Source organism: Enterobacter sp. A8 (assembly GCF_004296595.1).
Taxonomy (GTDB): domain Bacteria; phylum Pseudomonadota; class Gammaproteobacteria; order Enterobacterales; family Enterobacteriaceae; genus Enterobacter; species Enterobacter cloacae.
This window is the reverse complement of record NZ_SCMF01000002.1, coordinates 457,278-476,105: the sequence shown is the minus strand read 5'-3', so window position 1 is coordinate 476,105 and position 18,828 is coordinate 457,278. Positions and strand designations below refer to the sequence as shown.

Below are 18,828 nucleotides of genomic sequence, written 5' to 3'. Positions count from 1 at the left end.
GAATAGAGTATTTAAGCGCGCTGACAAGCCGGTAATAATCCCGGCATGAACATCCTCATCTCTCGATATTTACCTGCCGCGCTGCAAAGCGATGCCCGCGCGCTGCTCTATTCCGCAAGGACATTTGCTGCCGCGATGCTGGCGTATTACATTGCGCTGTCGATCGGTCTCGACCGCCCCTCATGGGCCATTATTACCGTTTACATTGTGTCGCAGACGTCGGTGGGGGCATCGCTCAGCAGGAGCCTTTACCGTCTGGCCGGAACCGTAACGGGGGCCTGTGCCACCGTGCTGATCGTGCCCACCTTCGCAAATATGCCGATGGTTTGCAGCGTGGTGCTGACGGGGTGGATCACGTTCTGTCTTTGGTTATCCCTGCTGGAACGCACGCCCCGGGCCTATGCCTTTGTGCTGGCAGGTTACACCGCGAGCCTGATTGGTTTCCCGGCGGTCTCTGAGCCCGGTGCGATTTTTAACATCGCCGTCGTTCGGGTGCAGGAGATTGCGATTGGTATCTTCTGCGCGGCGGTGATTCACCGCTATGTATTGCCTGCGCGTATCTCCGCGCAGTTCAACAGCGCCTTATCGCAGACGCTGCGCACCGCACGCGAGCGGGTAGCCGACACGTTAGCGGGCAAACCCGGTACGGTGACGTCGCCCCTGCATTTTGCGCTGTCGCTGCAGTTCCTGCAGGGAATGAGCCATCATATCCCGTACGATTTCGCCCTTGCCGTTCCGGTACGCCAGGCCCGAAAAGCCATTCATGACCGGCTGGCGCGGTTGATTATGGTGAACTGTGAACTGCGTGACCGCTTACCCCTGACGGCGACAATGCCCGCTGAACTGCAAACCGTGCTGGACGATGTCCAGGCCTGGCTTGCCTGTGACGATGAAGAACAACGAAAACAGCTGGCAGACGCCCTCATTAAGCGTTGCCAGCAGGTCGCTGAGCGCGATGCTTCCCGGGCGCGGAGCCTGAAAGAGGTGGAGCGGGCAAGTTTTACCCGTTATCTGACGGAGGCCGTGCTTCTTTTGCAACAGTGCGATCGTCTTTCAGATGCGATCCACCACAGCCAGTTTGCGTCCGATCGCGTACAGAGCAGCGCGATCAAAGGCTACGTCTTCCACCGCGATCCGCTTACCGCCGCGCGCACGGCGCTGGGGGCGTTCGTCATCATCCTGAGCGGTTGTCTGGTCTGGATTTACTCCGCCTGGCCCGACGGCGGCACGGCAGTTTCGATCCTCGGTGTCTGCTGCACGCTGTTCGGCAGCTTCGACACCCCGGCGCCGCACCTCGTGAAATACATCATCGGCAGCATCTGGGGCGTAGTGATAAGCCTGCTCTATAGTTTTGCGCTACTTCCACAGGTGAGTGATTTCGCCGTGCTGGTGGCGGTACTTGCGCCAGCGTATCTGCTGGCCGGGTCGCTGCAGGCGCGCCCACCCACCACCTTTATGGCGATGGGGATCACCCTCACGCTGCCGGTGCTATCGGAGCTAAGCGCGCGCTACAGCGGCGATTTCGCCGCGGCGCTAAACACCGCCATTGCTCTCTTTTTCGCGACCGGTTTTGCCGTCATCAGCATGAGCCTGCTGCAAACCGTGCAGGCCGACGCCGCCATCAACCGGCTGCTGAGGGTGTGTCAGCGCGATATCCGCCGCAGCGTGAAAGGAAAAATGCAGAGCGATGAAACCCACTGGATCAATCTGATGATCGACAGGGCGGCCCTGTTACTGCCGCGTTTGCCGCGCAGTGGGCACGCTACCGAACAGGCGCTTAACCGACTGTTGCACGCGCTGCGGATTGGCCTCTCGGTGCGACACCTCCGCCGTACTGACACGCCGCCGGAGATCAACGCGCTGCTTTATCAACTGACGACGACGTCAGACACCGCCGCCTTACGTGAACGCCTCGCCGCCGCCATTGGCTGCCGTTTGCCTGCGGCTGATGAACAAACGCGGCAGGTTATCGGCAGGCTGGTGGATCTCCACTGCGCATTACGGGGGCCGGACGATGGTCAATGATCTCAATGTCGGGGGCGTATTGCTCCCCGGGTTACTGATGGTGGCGCTCGTGGCACTGGTCTGCACGCTGCTTCTCATACCGCTTTTCTCTCTCAGCAGGCTTTACCGCCGTTTGCCGTGTCGCCCGCTGATGGATGTTTCAACCTGGATCGTCACCTTTTACCTGCTCATGCAGGGGTTAACCGCGTTGGGGTTATTGATATGAAAGCATTACTTTCTCTGCTGGGCCGTTATGCGCTGACGCTCAGCGCCGTTGCGGCGGCAACGTGTCTGGCGTTTATCTTGTGGAAACATTACGCCCAGACCCCGTGGACCCGCGACGGACGCGTGCGGGCGGATGTGGTGCAGATAGCGCCGGACGTCTCCGGGCCGGTTATCAGCGTGGCGGTGCGGGATAATCAGTGGGTAAACCAGGGCGATGTGCTCTACAGCATCGATCCGCGCTGGCTCAAACTGGCGGTGGCCAGCGCGCAGGCGGATGTAGAGTCAAAACGCCATGAGATGCTGATGCGCCAGGATGCCGCCCGGCGACGCACGCAGATTAAGGATGCCATCTCCCGCGAGGATTTGCAGCAAACTGGCAGTGCAGCGAACGTCGCGGTGGCCAATTATCATGGCGCACTTGCCGCGCTGGCGCTGGCCGAGCTTAATCTGGCTCACGCCACCGTTCGCTCGCCAGTCTCGGGATACGTCACGCATCTGCGGCTTCGCCCTGGCGATTATGCGACAGCGGGGGAGACAAAGGTGTCCATCGTTGATGCCCACAGCTTTTGGGTGGTGGGGTATTTTGAAGAGACCAAACTGCGCCATATCCGCGTGGGGGATAGCGCGCAGGTGGCGCTGATGGGTTATGACCCTGTCCTCACGGGGCACGTGGAGAGCATCGGTCATGGGATTGGCGATAACAACGACGAGACCGGCGGGCTGGGTCTGCCCGACGTGGAGCCAACCTTCAACTGGGTGCGGCTGGCGCAGCGCGTGCCGGTGCGCATTCATATCGACAGCTTACCGAAGGGAGTTGAGCTGGTGGCGGGCCTGTCGGCGAGCGTGGCGGTGGGACAATAATCTGGGGATAGTCAGCCTTAAACACATATGCGAAACTTACCGCTTCTGAAAAAATGTGGTGGGACCCGCTCAATGTCAGAATCATCTTCGCAGTGCCTGTTTAATGAAGGAATGATCGCTTTTCCTGAGGGCTATCAGGATCGTACCGTCAATGTATTCGCGCCGCCTGCAGCGGATGCGCCAGCATTCAACATCTCCCGTGATACCCTCAACTCCGGCGAAGCGCTTGCCGCGTATATCGATCGCCAGCTCGCCCTGATGGAAAAACATCTCAAGGGCTGGAAGCAGGGTGAACGCAGTGCCGCAACGCTCGGCGACGGCCTGTTGCAGGGTGAAATTGTCCACGCCAGCTATCTGCGCGACGGGAAACGCATCTGGCAGCAGCAGGCCGTGTTTAATGCCGAGGGCGATAACATTCTGGTGTTCACCATGACCTGCACCCGTACGCTGGGCGATACGGACTGCGCGCTGTTCGGCGATCTTCTCAGGAGCTTTCGCTTCCACCATTAACACCAGGGATAGTCGTTATGTTTGAAGCTGCACGCGTTGGTGATGATATCGGCCACTCCGGTGCGCTGGCCGGGATGATTGCCGGAACGATTGTCGGTGGTCTGATTGCCGCCGCCGGGGGCATTCTGGCGGGGGCGATGTTTATTGCCGGTCTCGGCGCATCCTGCCTTGGCGTGGGTGTGCTGCTCGTCGGCGCAAGCCTGGCCGTGGGGTATTACACGGGGGAGCTGGCGACCGCCGCCCGGGACAGTATCGCCGATGCCGGGGCATCCAGTATGACGAAGAAAGGCGTCATCACCTCCGGCTCGCCCAATGTGTTTATCAACAGCAAACCCGCCGCCATCGCGACGGACAGCGCGGTGAAGTGCTCGGACGACGGCTCGCAGCAGATGGCCGAAGGCTCTAAGCGCGTCTCGATTAACAGCCAGCCTGCGTCCCGCATCGGGGATCGCACCACCTGCGACGCGAAGGTGATGACCGGCTCGGACAACGTCTTCATCGGCGGCGATCCGCAGCAAACCCTGCCCATTCAGTCTGAAGTGCCCGAGTGGCTCTATAAAGTCTCCGATCTTACTCTGCTGTTCGCCGGGCTTCTTGGTGGCTGGGGCGGTGCGGCCGGCAAAGTCGGGGCGCTCTCTAAGCTGCTGGGCAAAATCCCTGGGATCAATAAGCTGGCCCGTATCGCCTGCCGCGCCGGCACGCTGATGACCGGCGTAGCGGCCGCGGGGATCATCGCCCGTCCGGTGGATATCGTCAGCGGACAGAAGTTTCTCAGCGGGGATGATGAGCTCGATTTCGTTCTGCCGTCACGCCTGCCGGTGCGCTGGCAGCGCTACTGGCGCAGCGGCAACCCCGGCGACAGCGTGCTGGGCCGCGGCTGGAGCCTGTTCTGGGAAAGCCGCCTGGAGCCTTATCAGGACGGGCTGGTGTGGCGTGCGCCGTCCGGCGATTACGTTGCCTTCCCGAACGTGCCGAAAGGGATGCGCACCTACTGCGAGAGCGAAAAAAACTGGCTTGAACATCACCATGACGATAGCTGGTCGGTGTATGACGTCAGCGGCGAACGCTGGCACTATGCGCCGCTGCAGGATGACGCACCGTCACTGCTTCAGCGCATCTCAGAACCTTGCGGCAACGATATTCTCTTCGAGTGGAATGCGGATAATACCCTGCATGCCCTGACCGACAGCGCGGGCCAGCGCGTGGTCTGCCGCTACGACCGTGGCAGGCTCGCCAGCGCCTGGCTGGATGACGAGATTTGCCTGGTCAGTTACGCTTATGATGAACAGCGCCAGCTGGTCTGTGTGACCGGCCGGGGCGGTAGCGTGCGCCGACGCTTCCGCTGGCAGGACGGGCTGATGAGCGCCCACGAGGACGCCAATGGCCTGCTGAGCGAATACCGCTGGCGGGAGATTGACGGTCTGCCGCGCGTGGTCGGTTTCCGCCACAGCGGTGGCGAACAACTGACGTTCGAATACGATTTTGAAAACGGCATCCGTCGCGCCATTCGTGATGATGGTGCGCAGGCGAACTGGCTGATTGACGACGACGACAACGTCGCGCGCTTCACGGATTACGACGGCCGCCAGACGACGTTTGTCTACCGCGACGGCGAGCTCAGCGATGTCATTCTGCCCGGCGGTGCGATGCGCTGCAGTACCTGGGATAAGTATGGCCGCATGACCAGTGAGACGGACCCGGCGGGCCGTCGCACAGAATATTACTGGTATCGTCTGACCGACCGCATCACCCGGACGGTCTACCCGGACGGTACTTCATCGCAGGCGATGTACGACCTTCGCGGTCGTCTGCTGTCGGAAACGGATCCGGCCGGTAACGCCACCGCGTATCACTATCCCGATGAGGAAGAGAACCTGCCTGAGAGCATCACCGATGCCCTCGGCGGCGTGGTACGTCTGGTCTGGAACATCCAGGGGCTGCTGACACAGCGCACCGATTGCTCCGGCAGCGTGACCCGTTTCAGTTACGAGCGTTTCGGGCAGCTGATTGCCAGCGAGGATGCGGAAGGGAATATCACGCGTCGGGAGTGGAACAACGCGGGGCTGCTGAGTGCCGTGATCCATCCGGACGGCAGCCGCGAGTCGCTGGTGTGGAACGAACGCGGCCAGCTCACGGGCTGGCGCGACCCGCTGGAAAGCGAGGTAAGCTGGGCCTATAACGCGCTCGGTCTCCCGGTCAGCCTTACCGACCGTATTGGCCGCGTGCGCCAGTGGCGCTACGACCCGCGCGGTAACCTGCTGCGACTCGATAACGGCAACGGGGCGGAATACCGCTTCACCTATGACGCCGTGGGCCGCCCGCTCAGCGAAACGCGCCCGGACGAGACCGTGCGCCATATGGAATGGGATGCGCGAGGGTTCCTCTGCGCGCTCGAAGAAAACGGCCGACCTGCCGCCGACGGCGGCATCGCCCGTCGCGTCCAGCAGTTCAGCTATGACGACAGCGGGCTGCTGATCGGGCGAACTCAGCGCCACGCGGAGTACCGCTACGTCCGCGACCTGAGCGGCCAGATCACCCGCATCCGTCGCACCCCAACAGCCGAAGGCGTTGCCCTGGGTATCGAAAGCGATGAGATTGCATACCGCCATGATGCCGCCGGGCGCGTGCTGAGCGAATCCGGCATTAACGGCGCAGTGGGCTATGAATGGGATGCCCTGAGCAACCTGACCGGCCTGACGCTGCCCGGCGAGCAAAAGCTGGCCTGGCTGCACTATGGCTCCGGCCATGTCAGCGCCATCCGCTTCGGGCAGCAGTTGGTGACCGAGTTCACCCGCGACCGCCTGCACAGGGAAATTCGCCGCACCCAGGGCGCGCGCGAGCAGCTCCGCCAGTATGACAGCCTTGGCAGACGTACCCTGCAGCGCAGTGAGCTGAGTACGGAGGTGACCCTGCCGGAGCAGGCGATACTGGAACGTCTGTATCGCTACACCGCACGCGGTGAGCTTTCTGGCGTTAGCGACACCCTGCGCGGTGAGGTGGATTACGGCTACGACGCCGAAGGGCGTCTGCTGAAGCACTACGAGGCCCGACAGGGGCACAGCCGCGCGCAGTTCAGCTATGACGCCGCGGATAACCTCGCCGCCAATGACGATGCGGTACCGGTCACGGATAACCGCCTGCAGCACTGGCAGGCGCTGTTTATGAAATACGACCACTGGGGCAACCTGGTAAGCCGCCGCAACGGACTGTATGAACAGCATTATGCGTATGACGCCGAGAACCGGCTGGTATCCGCCCGCGGAACCGGGCCGGAAGGGCGGTTTGAGGCGCGCTATCACTACGACGCGCTGGGCCGCCGTACCCGCAAAATCGTCACCACCGCGCACGGCACCACCGAAACGCGCTTCCTGTGGCAGGGCTACCGCCTGTTGCAGGAGCAGCAGCAAACCGGGCTGTGCAGTACGTATATTTATGACCCGAATGAAGCCTGGAGCCCGCTGGCGCGGGTGGATCATCTCCGTGACCAGAGCAGCGGTGAGATTTACTGGTTCAACACCGACCTGAACGGCGCGCCGCTGGAAGTGACCGACGAGCGCGGCGCGGTGCGCTGGAGCGGCCAGTACGGCAGCTTTGGCGAGGTACGCCATCAGAGCGAAGGGTTCTCACGGGTTGTGAACCGCACGGCGATGGCGCATCAACCGCTTCGCTATGCAGGGCAGTACGCTGACGGTGAAACGGGGCTGCACTATAACCTGTTCCGCTACTACGACCCGCAGGTCGGGCGGTTTATTGTGCAGGATCCGATTGGGCTAGCGGGGGGATTAAATCTCTACCAATATGCTCCAAACCCTCTCAAATGGATAGATCCGTTAGGCTTAATGAAGTGCATGGGCGTTAGCGAGTCTGGTCATCATGTACCTGCTGTCCGCAAATCAAAAGGGCGGCCATTTGAAATTTCTAGATCAGATAAAACTCGTCCTACATTATTCCCTAGGGGAGAAAACCCAGAACATGATCATTGGCGATTACATGATGCGGAAAGAGATACAATAGGGCCAAGACAAGGTGATTTTCCTGGTTCAGATAAAGAGTTATTTGATGCTTACAGGAGAGCGTATTCCAAATTAGATGATATCAAAGTTGATGTTAAGTCTCCAAACGGAACCTATTCGTTAGGTACTAATGTGACGCCAGTTAAAGCCGTTGATTTAATAGAGGTCTGGCTAAAAGAACAAGGGTTAATGTAATGAGTAATAATAAGTTAGCTGAAGTTGAAAAATTTTTGTCCTCTGCATCAGTTTTTGATTTTCTCAAAACATTAGATGCAGACAGCGCCTTGGATTCTAGAGATGAGCCAGAATTCGATGATGCATGGATGAAAGAGTTTAACTCATTTAAAAATGAAAGTTTTGATGCGGATGATATTGAACATATCAATTCCGTGCGAGAAAAAGCATTTAAGCTATCATTCAGAGTAATTAATAATTCTGAAATATCATCACGCATATCAGATGATTTTGAATTAATTGCTAAAAGCGTTGTTGTTGGAAAGGATAATAACTGGGCCATCAGTTATCTATGGTCTTCGTATAAAGGTGGAAAGTTCCCACAATAAATGACGAGCCGGGAAAAGGTGTATTTTCCCGGCTGGTTTATTACTGAGTTCTATTTAAGTAGGCGAAGTGTGAATATTTTTCATCTACTTAACAATTTCTTATCTTTATGATTTTCTCGCTCAGGATCACCATTTAATTGATGCCAGCGATAAAATGCTTCATTTGAATCCTAATGTTATAATTCTATTTCCGAGAGCTTCATAGTGGTATGCCACATGTTGACTACGCACCAAATATGAGGAGTAAAGGACATTGTTGAAAAAAATAGAGCGTTTTGGAGCGAAGCCGGCATCATTACCATTAGATGAACTGAAAAAGAGTTTAAATACATTAGAAACATCAACAGGGCCAATTCCTGAAAGTTATCGTGCCTATTTACTTCATTTTGGCGTTTCTGTTCTTTTTGATGTAAATATTGTTTTCAAGGCGTTACAACCATCTCCATGGTCTGATGAGCAAGGAAACGATACGCTTGAGTCTTTGTACGGCCTTGCAGAATCGGGTAAAGAATATACTGTTTTTGAAATGGCTGATACATACCGGAATGATTTTCGCGATCAATGGTTACCGATAGGAGCCTCGTCTGGTGATAATCAAATCTGTCTTTGCCTCAAGGGAGGTATGTCGGGAGAGATTTGGTTTTGGGATCACGAGTCTGATCCAATATTCAATCATTCAGTAGTGACCTCCGGGCTGACGAAAATAGCAAACTCCTTCGATGAGTTTGTTGATATGCTTACTGCTCAGAATGATAAAATAGATGCATCAGGGGTAGTTAAAGTCGATCTTGATTTTTAATAAAAGTGTACTTGCGGTGATCCTGGCGAAGCCCATCTATTGCTGTAAGGTGGGTGTGGCTGGTGCAGCATATCACAGCAGCAACAGCCGCTTCGCTATACTGGAAATATATAATTTGTCTTTTAAAAAGAGCATTATTAAAAATATTTCTGTGGATGCCATTTTTGGCTGTTCATACGATACTAACTATATTAATGAATTTCAGGCTTTCGGTAAAAATCTGTCAGGAGTGAAACGATTCATGATAAGGACAACTGATGAGTATAATTAAAAATCTTGTTGCAACGTGTATTAACTGCGCTGAAGAAAATGATGTTCTCACCATTGGAATAGGGGATGACAGTCATGATCCAAAAAACTTTATCATTATCGGACGATTCGACGAAGATGAATTATCCGTTAACGAATGCATTTGTTTCCAGAGTGAGTCAACGGAATATGAGTTAACAGACTCTATTCGTTCTGTTCAGCTCATTGAAGACAAACTTGTGATCGTGCTTAATGAAGATGCCGTAAAAATGATTGGTATCAGGGAATATCATGTGGTCATTCCTGCAGCAAAAGACTCTAAATCGCTTGGAAAGTGTTTGTGGGAAGTGTTTGAAGGCAGTGACGTGCCTCTAGAATTATCATAGAAATTTTAGCCGCGACATGGCCAGCTTGGCTGCGTCACTTTTTTCTAAATATAAAAAAATCATCCTCATCAATTCCCCACAAATGCACTTACCGGCACGCCAAAACGCTTCGCCAGCGCGCGCATATGATCCAGCGTTAACGTGCGCTGTCCGTTAAGGATCCGACTCACCAGAGACTTCTTGCCTATCTCGTTCTCGAAATCGCTCTGAGTGAGATGGTACTGGTCCATCAGCGTTCGCAATAACGCAACGCCTGACGGAATGCTGGCAACACGCGCATTAAATTCTGCAAACTCCGGAGACTCGTTTTCGTATTTATCGATTTTCGCGGTGAGCATCTCTACCAGCGGGCTATCGGGGTCATGCTCAATCAGATACTCCACCAACGCCAGAGCATCCTCGTAATCTTGTCGCGACGGGCTTGAGCCCAGGAAAGGAAGCTCGTTGGTCAGATCGTTTGCCGCTTTGATGGCTGCTGCATAGTTCATTCTTTCGTTCTCCGGTAGAGGTCCGTGAGCTTGTCATACTCTGCGTGAGTGCTGATGTGTTTGATGAAGATCTTTCCCCGCTCAAAATCAGCAAAAACATCACTCTTAAATGCCCGCCACCCACATCAATGACTCACCATTTTTCCCGGTATTTCATCCTGTCCCGACTGGGGGAAGCGCTTTCGCATGTCGTCTGGTGATGGGTAGTGCACATTTTTTAGTACCCGGTAAAGATCGTCCAGAGCGCGTGCTTGATTAGGTATTTGTCTGGTGACCGCGTCGAAATGTGCTGTTGAGACTACGTGCACCTTTGCCCCTTATTTCCAGACTGGAAACATTATAGGTGATGGTTGGTGGGTTGACAATGTGGAAACTTTGATGGAGTGCAGTTTTCATATGCTCGTGATGACGGTGCTAATTTAATGAGTGCGAACAGTGTATGAGGTGACTGTGAAAGAAATGTCCGCTTTGTGCCAGAAGCGGACCTTTCTAAGGCGTCAATACACCAATAATGTGTGTAGCATATCAATAAGTATTGCGTTACTTTAGCAAATGATATTCATCGAAGTGAGTGGCTGATAAAAGGGACGGGATATTAATGAAACACGAGCAATCTTTAGCTGATGTATTTAATAAATTCATGGAAAAGCAATCCAAAGTATTTGGCTATGATTTTCACTCATTTTCTCTGGATGGGCAAGACCGTGATGCTGGGGCTGATTATTTACTCAGCGACTCCAATAGATTTGCAATTATAGAATTTAAATTTTCAGAAGACGAACTACCTAGCGAAAATAAAAAGCCAAGGCGTTTAAATTTATGTAAAAAATTGCCCCTTTGCCCTACAATGACTATCCATCATGACAAATGTCATTTTATTACATTTAGCAATTCAACTACTGGCGTGATCTATACTAACGTATACCGAAAGCAAATTTGTAATAAATCTATATTTGGAGACTCTTGCGGTTTAAATGATCAAAGCCCTAACATCTCTTCGTTATGTACTGCAAATGTTTTCGCAAATAGTTTCTTCAACGGTCAAGGTTCTCATTCTTTATCTTTCAACGATTTCGTAGATTATTTAGCTTGGCTGCTTAATGATGTTAGTGGCTCCTCAAGTTCAACACTTGAAGTGTTAGTCATTAATCCGGACTCCAAAGATTTAGCGGTTACGACGATGAGTTCTATTGAATTATTACATAATTACCTTAAAGATAATATTAGGCCATCCACACAAGAAGCGACTCCGAAAAAGAGAGGGCCAAGACCCTAATAACTGATTAATATTAAGGGGGCTTGGCTTCTCTATCATTTATAAAATGATTCCCAATTTTCTCGGATGTTAGATTTGCGCTATGATATTAATTTTAAAAATTGCGAATTATAAAAAATCCCTCTTAGTTTTATTGAGAAGTTATGTTTCTATTGACTATCACATAATCTTCCATGTCCGGAGGGATAAGTTTCGAGCACACTATGACCGTTATGTTATTGATGTTCTTATTACTCTCGTATCGGAAATAGGCGATCGTTAGTCCGCTTTGTGCCAACAGCGAACGTTACTAAAGAGAATGTGAGTTAAAAACGGGAGTCGGTCACCTCCATCCCGCGAAACGGGATTCAGAAATGTCCTCATGCCTCATGGACAGTAAGTCACATCTGATGTGAGTACTTCTTGGACTTTTTTCGATCCGCTCCAACGAATGATTACATTCAGTTTTGAGCAATAAAACGCCATAGATACCAGCCAATTGATTAAAAAAACACCTTTAAATCCCTTTTTCAAGCGGGCTACTTCTAGCACGTCTGGTGCATTCAATTTATTTCAGTTACCCTGAAACCATAACGGTACGGGCTAGCCCCTCTTAATTGGTGGTGGTTTGTTTCCCTTGCCCGCTGTTGGGTCTTTGTAATTTGTTATTACTAAATTCGCATAATCTTATTATAAGGCATCTTACTATGCACACTTTATCTGTTTCAAAGAAGGAAGTTGGAAGAGCTGGTGATAGATTGGTCTCTCAGTTTAGTTTAGGTGAAAAGTATAATGAGGAAGATGTGCAAATTCTTCATGAGTGGAGGATGTTGCATTTATATCCTTTAAATAAAATAAAATTTTACATGGAAAGAGAGGCTATTTCCTTAAACAAAAATGCGTTGCTGTCCTCTAGAATTAAGAGACTGCCTTCTATTGTTACTAAGCTTTCCAGATTCCCTGATATGAAGTTAAATAAGATGCAGGATCTTGGTGGGTGCAGGGCTATTTTAAATAATCTAGATCAAGTATATGATTTAGTCAATAAAATAAAATCATCTAGATTTTCACATGAACTAGTTAGAATGGATGATTACATGATAAACGTGAAAGATTCCGGTTATAGAAGCTTTCACATGATCTATTCATTCCAAAATAAAAAATTTCCATCTTTAAATGGATTACGCATTGAGATGCAAATAAGAACAGTTATTCAGCATAGCTGGGCTACAGCAGTTGAAATGGTTGGTTTGTTTCGAAAAGAATCATTGAAATCTGGTTTTGGTGATACAAGATGGCTTAGGTTTTTTGAGTTGGTATCAGAGCTTTTTTATAAAGTTGAATATGGTAAAGAGCCATCCGGAAGTTATATAAAAATATCAGAGGAATTAAGTTATTTATCCGTTGAGTTGAATGTTTTCAATATATTACCTGCTTATAACGCCGCAGTAAGCCATATTGAAGGTAGTGAGAAATATGATAAAGGACTTTGCATAATTGTTGTTGACACTGTAAAACGGAATATAAATATAAAGAGTTTCGAAAATCACAATCATACAAAGGCGGCAGAAGCTTATGTCGAGTCTGAAAAATACTGTGCGGAAAATAAAGGCTGTGAAGTAGCTATGGTTTCTGTTAGTTCAATTAATGAATTGAAAAATGCATATCCTGCTTATTTTTTAGATACGAAAACTTTTTTAAATTACCTGAGCAGATATGTTTTTATAAAATCATAATATTATCTAGAACGGTCTAAATTCTACTAACTCAGGTTGTTTTTTTGGACCGCTTCTGACCACAAGCGCAAGTGGGGATCTGCTGATTATCCCCATTGAAGGTCCGATGTTCGCTCACAGCGGACCTTCAGCTACGTTAACACACCCGCTCCGTGCCAGAAGCGGACGGTGTTATAGATAATCATAGTGGTTGAAAAAAATGATATAGGTAGTCGTGAATAACAGTTAGTTATGGATCTCAACTATTCATACAGTGATGTTTCTAAGTAGAATCTGGAGTATTAAAAAAACACTATGTCCTGAAATTTTACGTTCGAACCCATAAAGTTGATGTCAAACATCTACTTTAGAAAAAATAAAATAAATGCAAATAAGTTAAATGTTAACCTTATAATTTCAATGCTTAACTCGAGTTAAGCTATAATATAAAAAGAGTGTTTTTGAATATTAACCATATTATAATTCATAACTATCATGAGTCATTAAGTGATGTCTTGAAAAATTATTTCAGTTTTGATGGTTCAGTCATAAACTCATTTTCAGAAAAGTTATTTTCCGTTTGATTTCATTTATCTTGAAGATAGGGGGGTAATTTCCAAGTCTCGGATCTTACATGAGTCATTCATATTTATCGTTCTCCGGACATATTTATTAGTTGGCGTAAATTAAAAGCAAGTATTGAAAATTGAGACAACCTCACCCATATCTAAGTATAGGGATAAATAATTGAGGGTATCAGGGTAAGAGGTTAAATGAGTGGTATATTTACCACTTTCATTTAGGAGCTAATATGAGTGGGGAATTCATCGAAAGAACAGATCCTCTATTATGTGCATTCGTTACAGAACAAGACTTTTATGCAATAAATATTTACAAGCCCAATAATTTGGCAGAAGATAGAATATTACAAACAATACAGGATAACTGGCCGCAATTAATATCAGATTGCAAAACCTCTAACGTTATAAAGACATCTGAAACACCTGCACAAGCAATCTCTTTACGCAATGCAAATGGTAATTCATTTTTTACTGCAACAGGTGGCTCGGTATATATTCCCGCAGGGGGGAGGAAGTGTAGCTTGTGGACATAATGCACCAACAACATTAAAGGGATTATATTAATAGCATCGATAAAGCGCTTGATTCACTCCCTGAAGGACTAAGGAAATAATTAATGAATGTCGGGTATTCTGAGGGTGACAATATAGATGCAAAACAAGTAACATCAGACACAGACTATTCTGTATATTTTCGAAAATAAACCACTTTTAAATATAACCCATCCTAAAACATAAGACTTTCTGTAGCTATTCTTTTAGGACAAATTGCGTTGTTTAGAAAAAGTAAAAAACCAAATGAAGCTCGAAATATATAACACTCGAGATGATAGTTGGTGAGAGGTTAAATTCCTTAGATTATCAGAACTAACAATAACGACGATTTATCGCTTTGAGGGACAACCATACTCAAATCTCCCACATTACAGGAGATTTGAGTATGAAAACATCACTATGGATTAAAGACCCTATTATCGGACAAAAAAGCACGATGAACAGAGCTATGGAAGATAACGTACTCGCCGGGGATTATTTATTGTCAAGGAGTTGATTGATTGCTTCCGCTTCTTGTAAATATGTAATTTTGGAGCCTACAGAGTGTAAAAGATTTTCCAAGCGACTTATTCGTATTTTTAGTTTTTCCTTACCTAGCATTAATTCAGAGCTTTTTGTAAGTTTTAATGCTGATAAAGGAACAGAATTTATCTCGGCGAGTTCCATTTTACAGGAATTCAATTGATTCAAATAATCGTTGTAAGCTAAATAAAGATTTTCAGTTGAGTGTATATTGCTTAATAAATTTTTATTTTCTTCTGAAAAATCAAATAGTGTTCCATTTCTGCTGGTCAGATTCACATCTTCATCTGCAAAGCTGGCATTCGTCAGCTCAGTAATAACAGATTCGTCGATTCTTGCATTCAAATGAGTATTTGCATGGTGGAGAAATGTATCGATATTTTGAAGTAAAAACTCTGTTGCACCATGTTTTTTTATTTCGGTACGAAGAGACTCATTAGGGCCGCGAATTTTACCTTCAATTTTATAGTAAAAATCAGACTTAGCATCATTTGAAACGTACACAATATTACTGCCTTGATTGTCTTTTACATATTCAAGAATCTGACTCCAAACATAAAAATCTCCATATTCAGCATCATAATTAATTCCATCGAAAGAATAAAAGTTTGTTTTCTTGTCTGCACTATCAGCAAAGCCAGGACCAGTATTATACTTATAACGAATTTTTCCAGATTTGTTTAACTCATCTATAACCCCTTGATTTTGAGGAGCTAAACCGATATGATTTTCCGTTAATTCATCAATTTTATCGCGAATTACATCATGATTATTTAAGTAATCGATATTGTCTTTTCTTGCGCTAATATGGTTGTCAGAAAATTCACAAACGATTAGATCGATCTGGTCAAATAATGCTGAAAGCTCACCTTTTAAATTAGAATATCGAGAGATTGTTTGGTTATGCTCACCATCAAAAATATGAGTTTTTAACTCACTAATTGAACTCTTCATTTTTTTAGGTATTTTATCTAACGCATCGCGACTGTCCTTTACCACTTTCAAGCGGTTGCGCTGATATTCGAGACAAACTTGGTGAGGAAACCAGCATTTGTCTTTGATGTTTCCCCAAATTTCAAAAAAATGGTTACGGGTTTCTTCCTCGCACCGATAGAGAGTAAGTAGTATGTTTGCATCGAAAATGAATCTCGTATTCTCTGAAGTAAACACGGTACCGATCGAATCTTCACTGATGCCATAAAACCCTGGGAAGCTGTTCCGCATGCGATGCCTTCATGATTGTTAGGTTACTGTATGTTTGAAATATTACAGCTAAATAAACAAAGTGTCCTGCGTTTATTGCTGATGTCTAATGTTGATTTAATCGCCACTAATTATTAAGTTACTTTAACACGAGTGTTTTTAGCAACTTAATTGCAGCTAAAGGTCCGCTGTTCGCTCTTACCAGACATTTAAAAACAACATTAAATTTTGCGTAAGACCGGGGATCTGCTTCTTACCCAGCAGATCCCCGGCCTCCCATCACCCGCCTCAATGCGCCGAAATATACGGCTCCTTCACAAACTCAGCCAGCAGCCAGACCATATCATGCAGCAGTCCGGTGAGTTCTTTCGCCACGCTCGCAGGCAGTTTCCCACCCATCACCGCCAGCGTTAACGCTACGGCATAATCCACCTGCAATGCCGTTTCCTGCCAGCAGTCCGGCACGCAGGAGGTAATCTTCTCCCCTGCGATCAACTGTTCAACCAGATACGAAGGCAGTTCGGCATCGCAGCATTCCCGCAGCCGCTTTAGCGCAGCCAGCAATCGCTTACAGAGTGTGGCAAACGTCACCGCGTCGTCAGTTTCCACCAGCACGCTAACATACGCAGTGCAGGCATCAGCCAGTTCGAAGAGATCCGCAGAATCGGAATGTTGCAGGTGGAGATGATGATAAACAATGCCTTCTTCAGAAAGCGCGTAAGACAGGGAAGGGATAGTTGTCATGTGATGATTTCCTTTTTAAATTTACTCCAGACCACCACATAAGTTCCTACGCTCATGGGTGGTAGCGCTGACGGAGGTAGGAATGCCGCACATGACATAACGGCCAACCTTTCGGTTGCTCCGCCAGCGCGACCGTATTTTAACGGGATGAGCGCCGTCGCGACAAAAATAATTGCCGTGTCATGTTATGCGGGTTCCTACGCCCGGTTGCGGATGTGCCGCAACGCAGGCACTTTACGGCGGCAAAAAAAGGAAGAAAAGGGATGCCCATGAATTACATAAGGTTGCTTGCAGGTTTGCGAGGCGGCTTCCAGAAGGGCATTGCCGGATGGCGGTTACGCCTTATCCGGCCTACAAAAACTACCAACCAAACCGGCCGCTACTCCTCGCTTATCATCGTCAAGAACCGCCTCACCGTCCGCGAGCGTTCAAACCGCCGCCAGCAGAGCGCGATATCGGTATAAAGCTCGGGTGAGCTCAGCGCGTGGTAGGTGACATTCGGCGGAGAGATGGCCGCCATCGATTTCGGCACCAGCGCGAATCCACCGCCTGCAGAGACCATGCTCAGGGAGGACGAAAGTTGAGACGACTGCAGCGCGTGCTGTACGTCTATTCCGGCCCGTTCGCAACAGCTGTAAACCCGGTCGAACAGGCCGGGCGCGACCTCCTGCGGGAACAACACCACTGGCGTATCCCGGAGTTGCTCCAGCGCCAGATCGCCGCTTGTTGCGAGCGGATGGTCGCGATGCAGTGCCACCACCATCGGCTCCCGGTCGAGGATTTTTAACTCGAATGCCTTGCTGCTCTCACACGGCAGCCGCACGAAGGCGATATCCAGTTCCCCCTCCGCCAGCATCGCCGTCAGAGAAGACATATTGGCCTCCACCTGGTGTACCTGCACCGCCATGTTCTGTACCTGAAACTGACGAATGAGCGCGAAAATTTTGGGATGAAAAGCATCTGAACTGGTGATGCCAATCGACAGGTTGCCGTTCAGACCGCGCGCGATGCCGCGGGCTTTCTCCAGCGCGGCGTCGCTCAGCGCCAGGATCTTACAGGCGTCCTCGTAGAAGGCTTCTCCCGCTTCGGTTAGCTCCACACCTCTCGTCAGACGCCTGAACAGCGGCGTGCCCACTTCCTCTTCGAGCCGTTTGATCTGCTGACTCAGAGGAGGCTGTGAAATACCCAGCGCTTTGGCCGCCCTGGTGAAGTGTCGCTCGCGTGCAACCGCGACAAAATACCGCAGATAACGAAGTTCCATATCTAAAACGTCTCAAACCAGCATGGATTCTATATTGGAACTCTCTGCTGAATCGGGTCAACATTTATTTAACCTTTATAAATAAAGTTGAAGAGGACGAGCATGATGATGCACTCATCTGCCTGCGACTGTGAGGCGAGCTTATGCGAGACCCTGCGCGGGTTCTCCGCTAAGCATCCTGACAGCGTGATCTATCAGACATCGCTAATGAGCGCCCTGCTAAGCGGCGTCTACGAGGGGGACACCACCATCGCCGATCTGCTGGCACATGGTGATTTTGGTCTGGGCACCTTCAACGAGCTGGACGGCGAAATGATTGCCTTCAGCAGCCAGGTGTACCAGCTGCGCGCCGACGGCAGCGCACGCGCCGCGAAGCCAGAGCAGAAAACGCCGTTCGCGGTGATGACCTGGTTCCAGCCGCAGTACCGCAAAACCTTTGATGCGCCGGTCAGCCGTCAGCAGATCCACGACGTGATCGACCAGCAAATTCCCTCGGATAACCTGTTCTGCGCGCTGCGCATCGACGGCAACTTCCGCCACGCCCACACCCGTACCGTACCGCGTCAGACGCCGCCATACCGCGCGATGACCGACGTGCTGGACGACCAGCCGGTGTTCCGCTTTAACCAGCGCGAAGGGGTGCTGGTTGGGTTCCGCACGCCGCAGCATATGCAGGGCATCAACGTGGCCGGCTATCACGAACATTTCATTACCGACGACCGTCAGGGCGGGGGACATCTGCTGGATTACCAGCTGGAGAGCGGCGTGCTCACCTTTGGCGAAATACACAAGCTAATGATTGACCTGCCCGCCGACAGCGCGTTTTTACAGGCCAACCTTCACCCCAGCAACCTTGATGCAGCGATCCGTTCCGTCGAAAACTAACAGGAGAACT

17 protein-coding genes and 1 pseudogene are annotated in these 18,828 nt (G+C 49.7%); 13 read left to right on the top strand and 5 right to left on the bottom strand.

Features of this window, described 5'->3' with window-relative positions:
• The first annotated feature begins 45 nt into the window (after positions 1 to 45).
• The 9 genes from EQV24_RS10330 to EQV24_RS10290 all read left to right on the top strand — a co-directional run bounded on the left by EQV24_RS10330 (position 46) and on the right by EQV24_RS10290 (position 9,610).
• Positions 46 to 2,025, top strand: coding sequence for an FUSC family protein (locus tag EQV24_RS10330; RefSeq protein WP_130626541.1), 1,980 nt, complete (start codon positions 46 to 48; stop codon positions 2,023 to 2,025).
• The gene (locus EQV24_RS10325; protein ID WP_058683118.1) at positions 2,015 to 2,230 is read left to right on the top strand and encodes a DUF1656 domain-containing protein; all 216 of its coding nucleotides are present in this window, start codon (positions 2,015 to 2,017) and stop codon (positions 2,228 to 2,230) included. Before EQV24_RS10330 ends, EQV24_RS10325 begins: the two co-directional genes overlap by 11 nt.
• Positions 2,227 to 3,090, top strand: a complete 864-nt coding sequence (locus tag EQV24_RS10320; protein ID WP_130626540.1) for an HlyD family secretion protein — start codon at positions 2,227 to 2,229, stop codon at positions 3,088 to 3,090. The genes EQV24_RS10325 and EQV24_RS10320 overlap by 4 nt, the downstream gene beginning before the upstream one ends.
• A 72-nt stretch (positions 3,091 to 3,162) precedes the next feature.
• A complete protein-coding gene (locus EQV24_RS10315) occupies positions 3,163 to 3,600 on the top strand; it encodes a DUF1795 domain-containing protein (RefSeq protein WP_108453285.1) in 438 nt (145 codons plus the stop codon).
• Positions 3,601 to 3,617: 17 nt separating this feature from the next.
• A complete protein-coding gene (locus EQV24_RS10310) occupies positions 3,618 to 7,808 on the top strand; it encodes an RHS repeat-associated core domain-containing protein (protein ID WP_243649025.1) in 4,191 nt (1,396 codons plus the stop codon).
• Complete coding sequence (locus EQV24_RS10305; RefSeq protein WP_095427340.1) at positions 7,808 to 8,176, top strand: hypothetical protein; 369 nt, start codon at positions 7,808 to 7,810, stop codon at positions 8,174 to 8,176. Before EQV24_RS10310 ends, EQV24_RS10305 begins: the two co-directional genes overlap by 1 nt.
• Before the next feature lie 256 nt (positions 8,177 to 8,432).
• A complete protein-coding gene (locus tag EQV24_RS10300) occupies positions 8,433 to 8,975 on the top strand; it encodes an SMI1/KNR4 family protein (RefSeq protein ID WP_165876015.1) in 543 nt (180 codons plus the stop codon).
• Positions 8,976 to 9,030: 55 nt separating this feature from the next.
• Positions 9,031 to 9,246: a hypothetical protein gene (locus EQV24_RS10295; protein WP_130626539.1), complete on the top strand. Its 216-nt coding sequence runs from the start codon at positions 9,031 to 9,033 to the stop codon at positions 9,244 to 9,246.
• Positions 9,233 to 9,610 carry an Imm10 family immunity protein gene (locus tag EQV24_RS10290; protein ID WP_130626538.1) on the top strand — a complete coding sequence of 126 codons (378 nt, stop codon included), beginning with the start codon at positions 9,233 to 9,235 and terminating at the stop codon, positions 9,608 to 9,610. Before EQV24_RS10295 ends, EQV24_RS10290 begins: the two co-directional genes overlap by 14 nt.
• 68 nt (positions 9,611 to 9,678) lie before the next feature.
• Here EQV24_RS10290 and EQV24_RS10285 read toward each other — a convergent pair whose 3' ends face one another.
• Together EQV24_RS10285 and EQV24_RS23715 are read right to left on the bottom strand one after the other, a co-directional pair.
• Entirely contained in the window at positions 9,679 to 10,098 is a 420-nt protein-coding gene (locus EQV24_RS10285) for a helix-turn-helix domain-containing protein (RefSeq protein ID WP_013097659.1), read from the bottom strand.
• Positions 10,095 to 10,406: pseudogene (locus EQV24_RS23715) on the bottom strand (type II toxin-antitoxin system HigB family toxin). Before EQV24_RS23715 ends, EQV24_RS10285 begins: the two are co-directional and overlap by 4 nt.
• A 290-nt stretch (positions 10,407 to 10,696) precedes the next feature.
• Here EQV24_RS23715 and EQV24_RS10275 point away from each other — a divergent pair.
• From EQV24_RS10275 to EQV24_RS10265, 3 genes are all read left to right on the top strand, one after another.
• Complete coding sequence (locus EQV24_RS10275) at positions 10,697 to 11,374, top strand: hypothetical protein (protein ID WP_130626537.1); 678 nt, start codon at positions 10,697 to 10,699, stop codon at positions 11,372 to 11,374.
• A gap of 686 nt (positions 11,375 to 12,060) precedes the next feature.
• The gene (locus EQV24_RS10270; RefSeq protein ID WP_130626536.1) at positions 12,061 to 13,089 is read left to right on the top strand and encodes a RelA/SpoT domain-containing protein; all 1,029 of its coding nucleotides are present in this window, start codon (positions 12,061 to 12,063) and stop codon (positions 13,087 to 13,089) included.
• Between the two features lie 790 nt (positions 13,090 to 13,879).
• The gene (locus tag EQV24_RS10265; protein ID WP_130626535.1) at positions 13,880 to 14,182 is read left to right on the top strand and encodes a hypothetical protein; all 303 of its coding nucleotides are present in this window, start codon (positions 13,880 to 13,882) and stop codon (positions 14,180 to 14,182) included.
• 495 nt (positions 14,183 to 14,677) lie between these two features.
• Here EQV24_RS10265 and EQV24_RS10255 read toward each other — a convergent pair whose 3' ends face one another.
• The 3 genes from EQV24_RS10255 to EQV24_RS10245 all read right to left on the bottom strand — a co-directional run bounded on the left by EQV24_RS10255 (position 14,678) and on the right by EQV24_RS10245 (position 17,933).
• Positions 14,678 to 15,949: a PIN-like domain-containing protein gene (locus tag EQV24_RS10255; RefSeq protein WP_130626534.1), complete on the bottom strand. Its 1,272-nt coding sequence runs from the start codon at positions 15,947 to 15,949 to the stop codon at positions 14,678 to 14,680.
• A gap of 267 nt (positions 15,950 to 16,216) precedes the next feature.
• The gene (locus tag EQV24_RS10250) at positions 16,217 to 16,672 is read right to left on the bottom strand and encodes a hypothetical protein (protein ID WP_130626533.1); all 456 of its coding nucleotides are present in this window, start codon (positions 16,670 to 16,672) and stop codon (positions 16,217 to 16,219) included.
• Between the two features lie 379 nt (positions 16,673 to 17,051).
• The gene (locus EQV24_RS10245) at positions 17,052 to 17,933 is read right to left on the bottom strand and encodes a LysR family transcriptional regulator (RefSeq protein WP_023620404.1); all 882 of its coding nucleotides are present in this window, start codon (positions 17,931 to 17,933) and stop codon (positions 17,052 to 17,054) included.
• A gap of 105 nt (positions 17,934 to 18,038) precedes the next feature.
• On the opposite strand from EQV24_RS10245, the gene budA reads away from it, so the two are divergent.
• Entirely contained in the window at positions 18,039 to 18,818 is a 780-nt protein-coding gene (gene budA / locus EQV24_RS10240; protein ID WP_014831009.1) for an acetolactate decarboxylase, read from the top strand.
• Positions 18,819 to 18,828: the final 10 nt, after the last annotated feature.

What these genes read in the sequence shown, in the direction of transcription:
- EQV24_RS10330 (WP_130626541.1), top strand. Translation starts at nt 46, where the DNA reads ATGAACATCCTCATCTCTCGATATTTACCTGCCGCGCTGCAAAGCGAT.
- EQV24_RS10325 (WP_058683118.1), top strand. Translation starts at nt 2,015, where the DNA reads ATGGTCAATGATCTCAATGTCGGGGGCGTATTGCTCCCCGGGTTACTG.
- EQV24_RS10320 (WP_130626540.1), top strand. Translation starts at nt 2,227, where the DNA reads ATGAAAGCATTACTTTCTCTGCTGGGCCGTTATGCGCTGACGCTCAGC.
- EQV24_RS10315 (WP_108453285.1), top strand. Translation starts at nt 3,163, where the DNA reads ATGTCAGAATCATCTTCGCAGTGCCTGTTTAATGAAGGAATGATCGCT.
- EQV24_RS10310 (WP_243649025.1), top strand. Translation starts at nt 3,618, where the DNA reads ATGTTTGAAGCTGCACGCGTTGGTGATGATATCGGCCACTCCGGTGCG.
- EQV24_RS10305 (WP_095427340.1), top strand. Translation starts at nt 7,808, where the DNA reads ATGAGTAATAATAAGTTAGCTGAAGTTGAAAAATTTTTGTCCTCTGCA.
- EQV24_RS10290 (WP_130626538.1), top strand. Translation starts at nt 9,233, where the DNA reads ATGAGTATAATTAAAAATCTTGTTGCAACGTGTATTAACTGCGCTGAA.
- EQV24_RS10285 (WP_013097659.1), bottom strand. Translation starts at nt 10,098, where the DNA reads ATGAACTATGCAGCAGCCATCAAAGCGGCAAACGATCTGACCAACGAG.
- EQV24_RS10275 (WP_130626537.1), top strand. Translation starts at nt 10,697, where the DNA reads ATGAAACACGAGCAATCTTTAGCTGATGTATTTAATAAATTCATGGAA.
- EQV24_RS10270 (WP_130626536.1), top strand. Translation starts at nt 12,061, where the DNA reads ATGCACACTTTATCTGTTTCAAAGAAGGAAGTTGGAAGAGCTGGTGAT.
- EQV24_RS10265 (WP_130626535.1), top strand. Translation starts at nt 13,880, where the DNA reads ATGAGTGGGGAATTCATCGAAAGAACAGATCCTCTATTATGTGCATTC.
- EQV24_RS10255 (WP_130626534.1), bottom strand. Translation starts at nt 15,949, where the DNA reads ATGCGGAACAGCTTCCCAGGGTTTTATGGCATCAGTGAAGATTCGATC.
- EQV24_RS10250 (WP_130626533.1), bottom strand. Translation starts at nt 16,672, where the DNA reads ATGACAACTATCCCTTCCCTGTCTTACGCGCTTTCTGAAGAAGGCATT.
- EQV24_RS10245 (WP_023620404.1), bottom strand. Translation starts at nt 17,933, where the DNA reads ATGGAACTTCGTTATCTGCGGTATTTTGTCGCGGTTGCACGCGAGCGA.
- budA (WP_014831009.1), top strand. Translation starts at nt 18,039, where the DNA reads ATGATGCACTCATCTGCCTGCGACTGTGAGGCGAGCTTATGCGAGACC.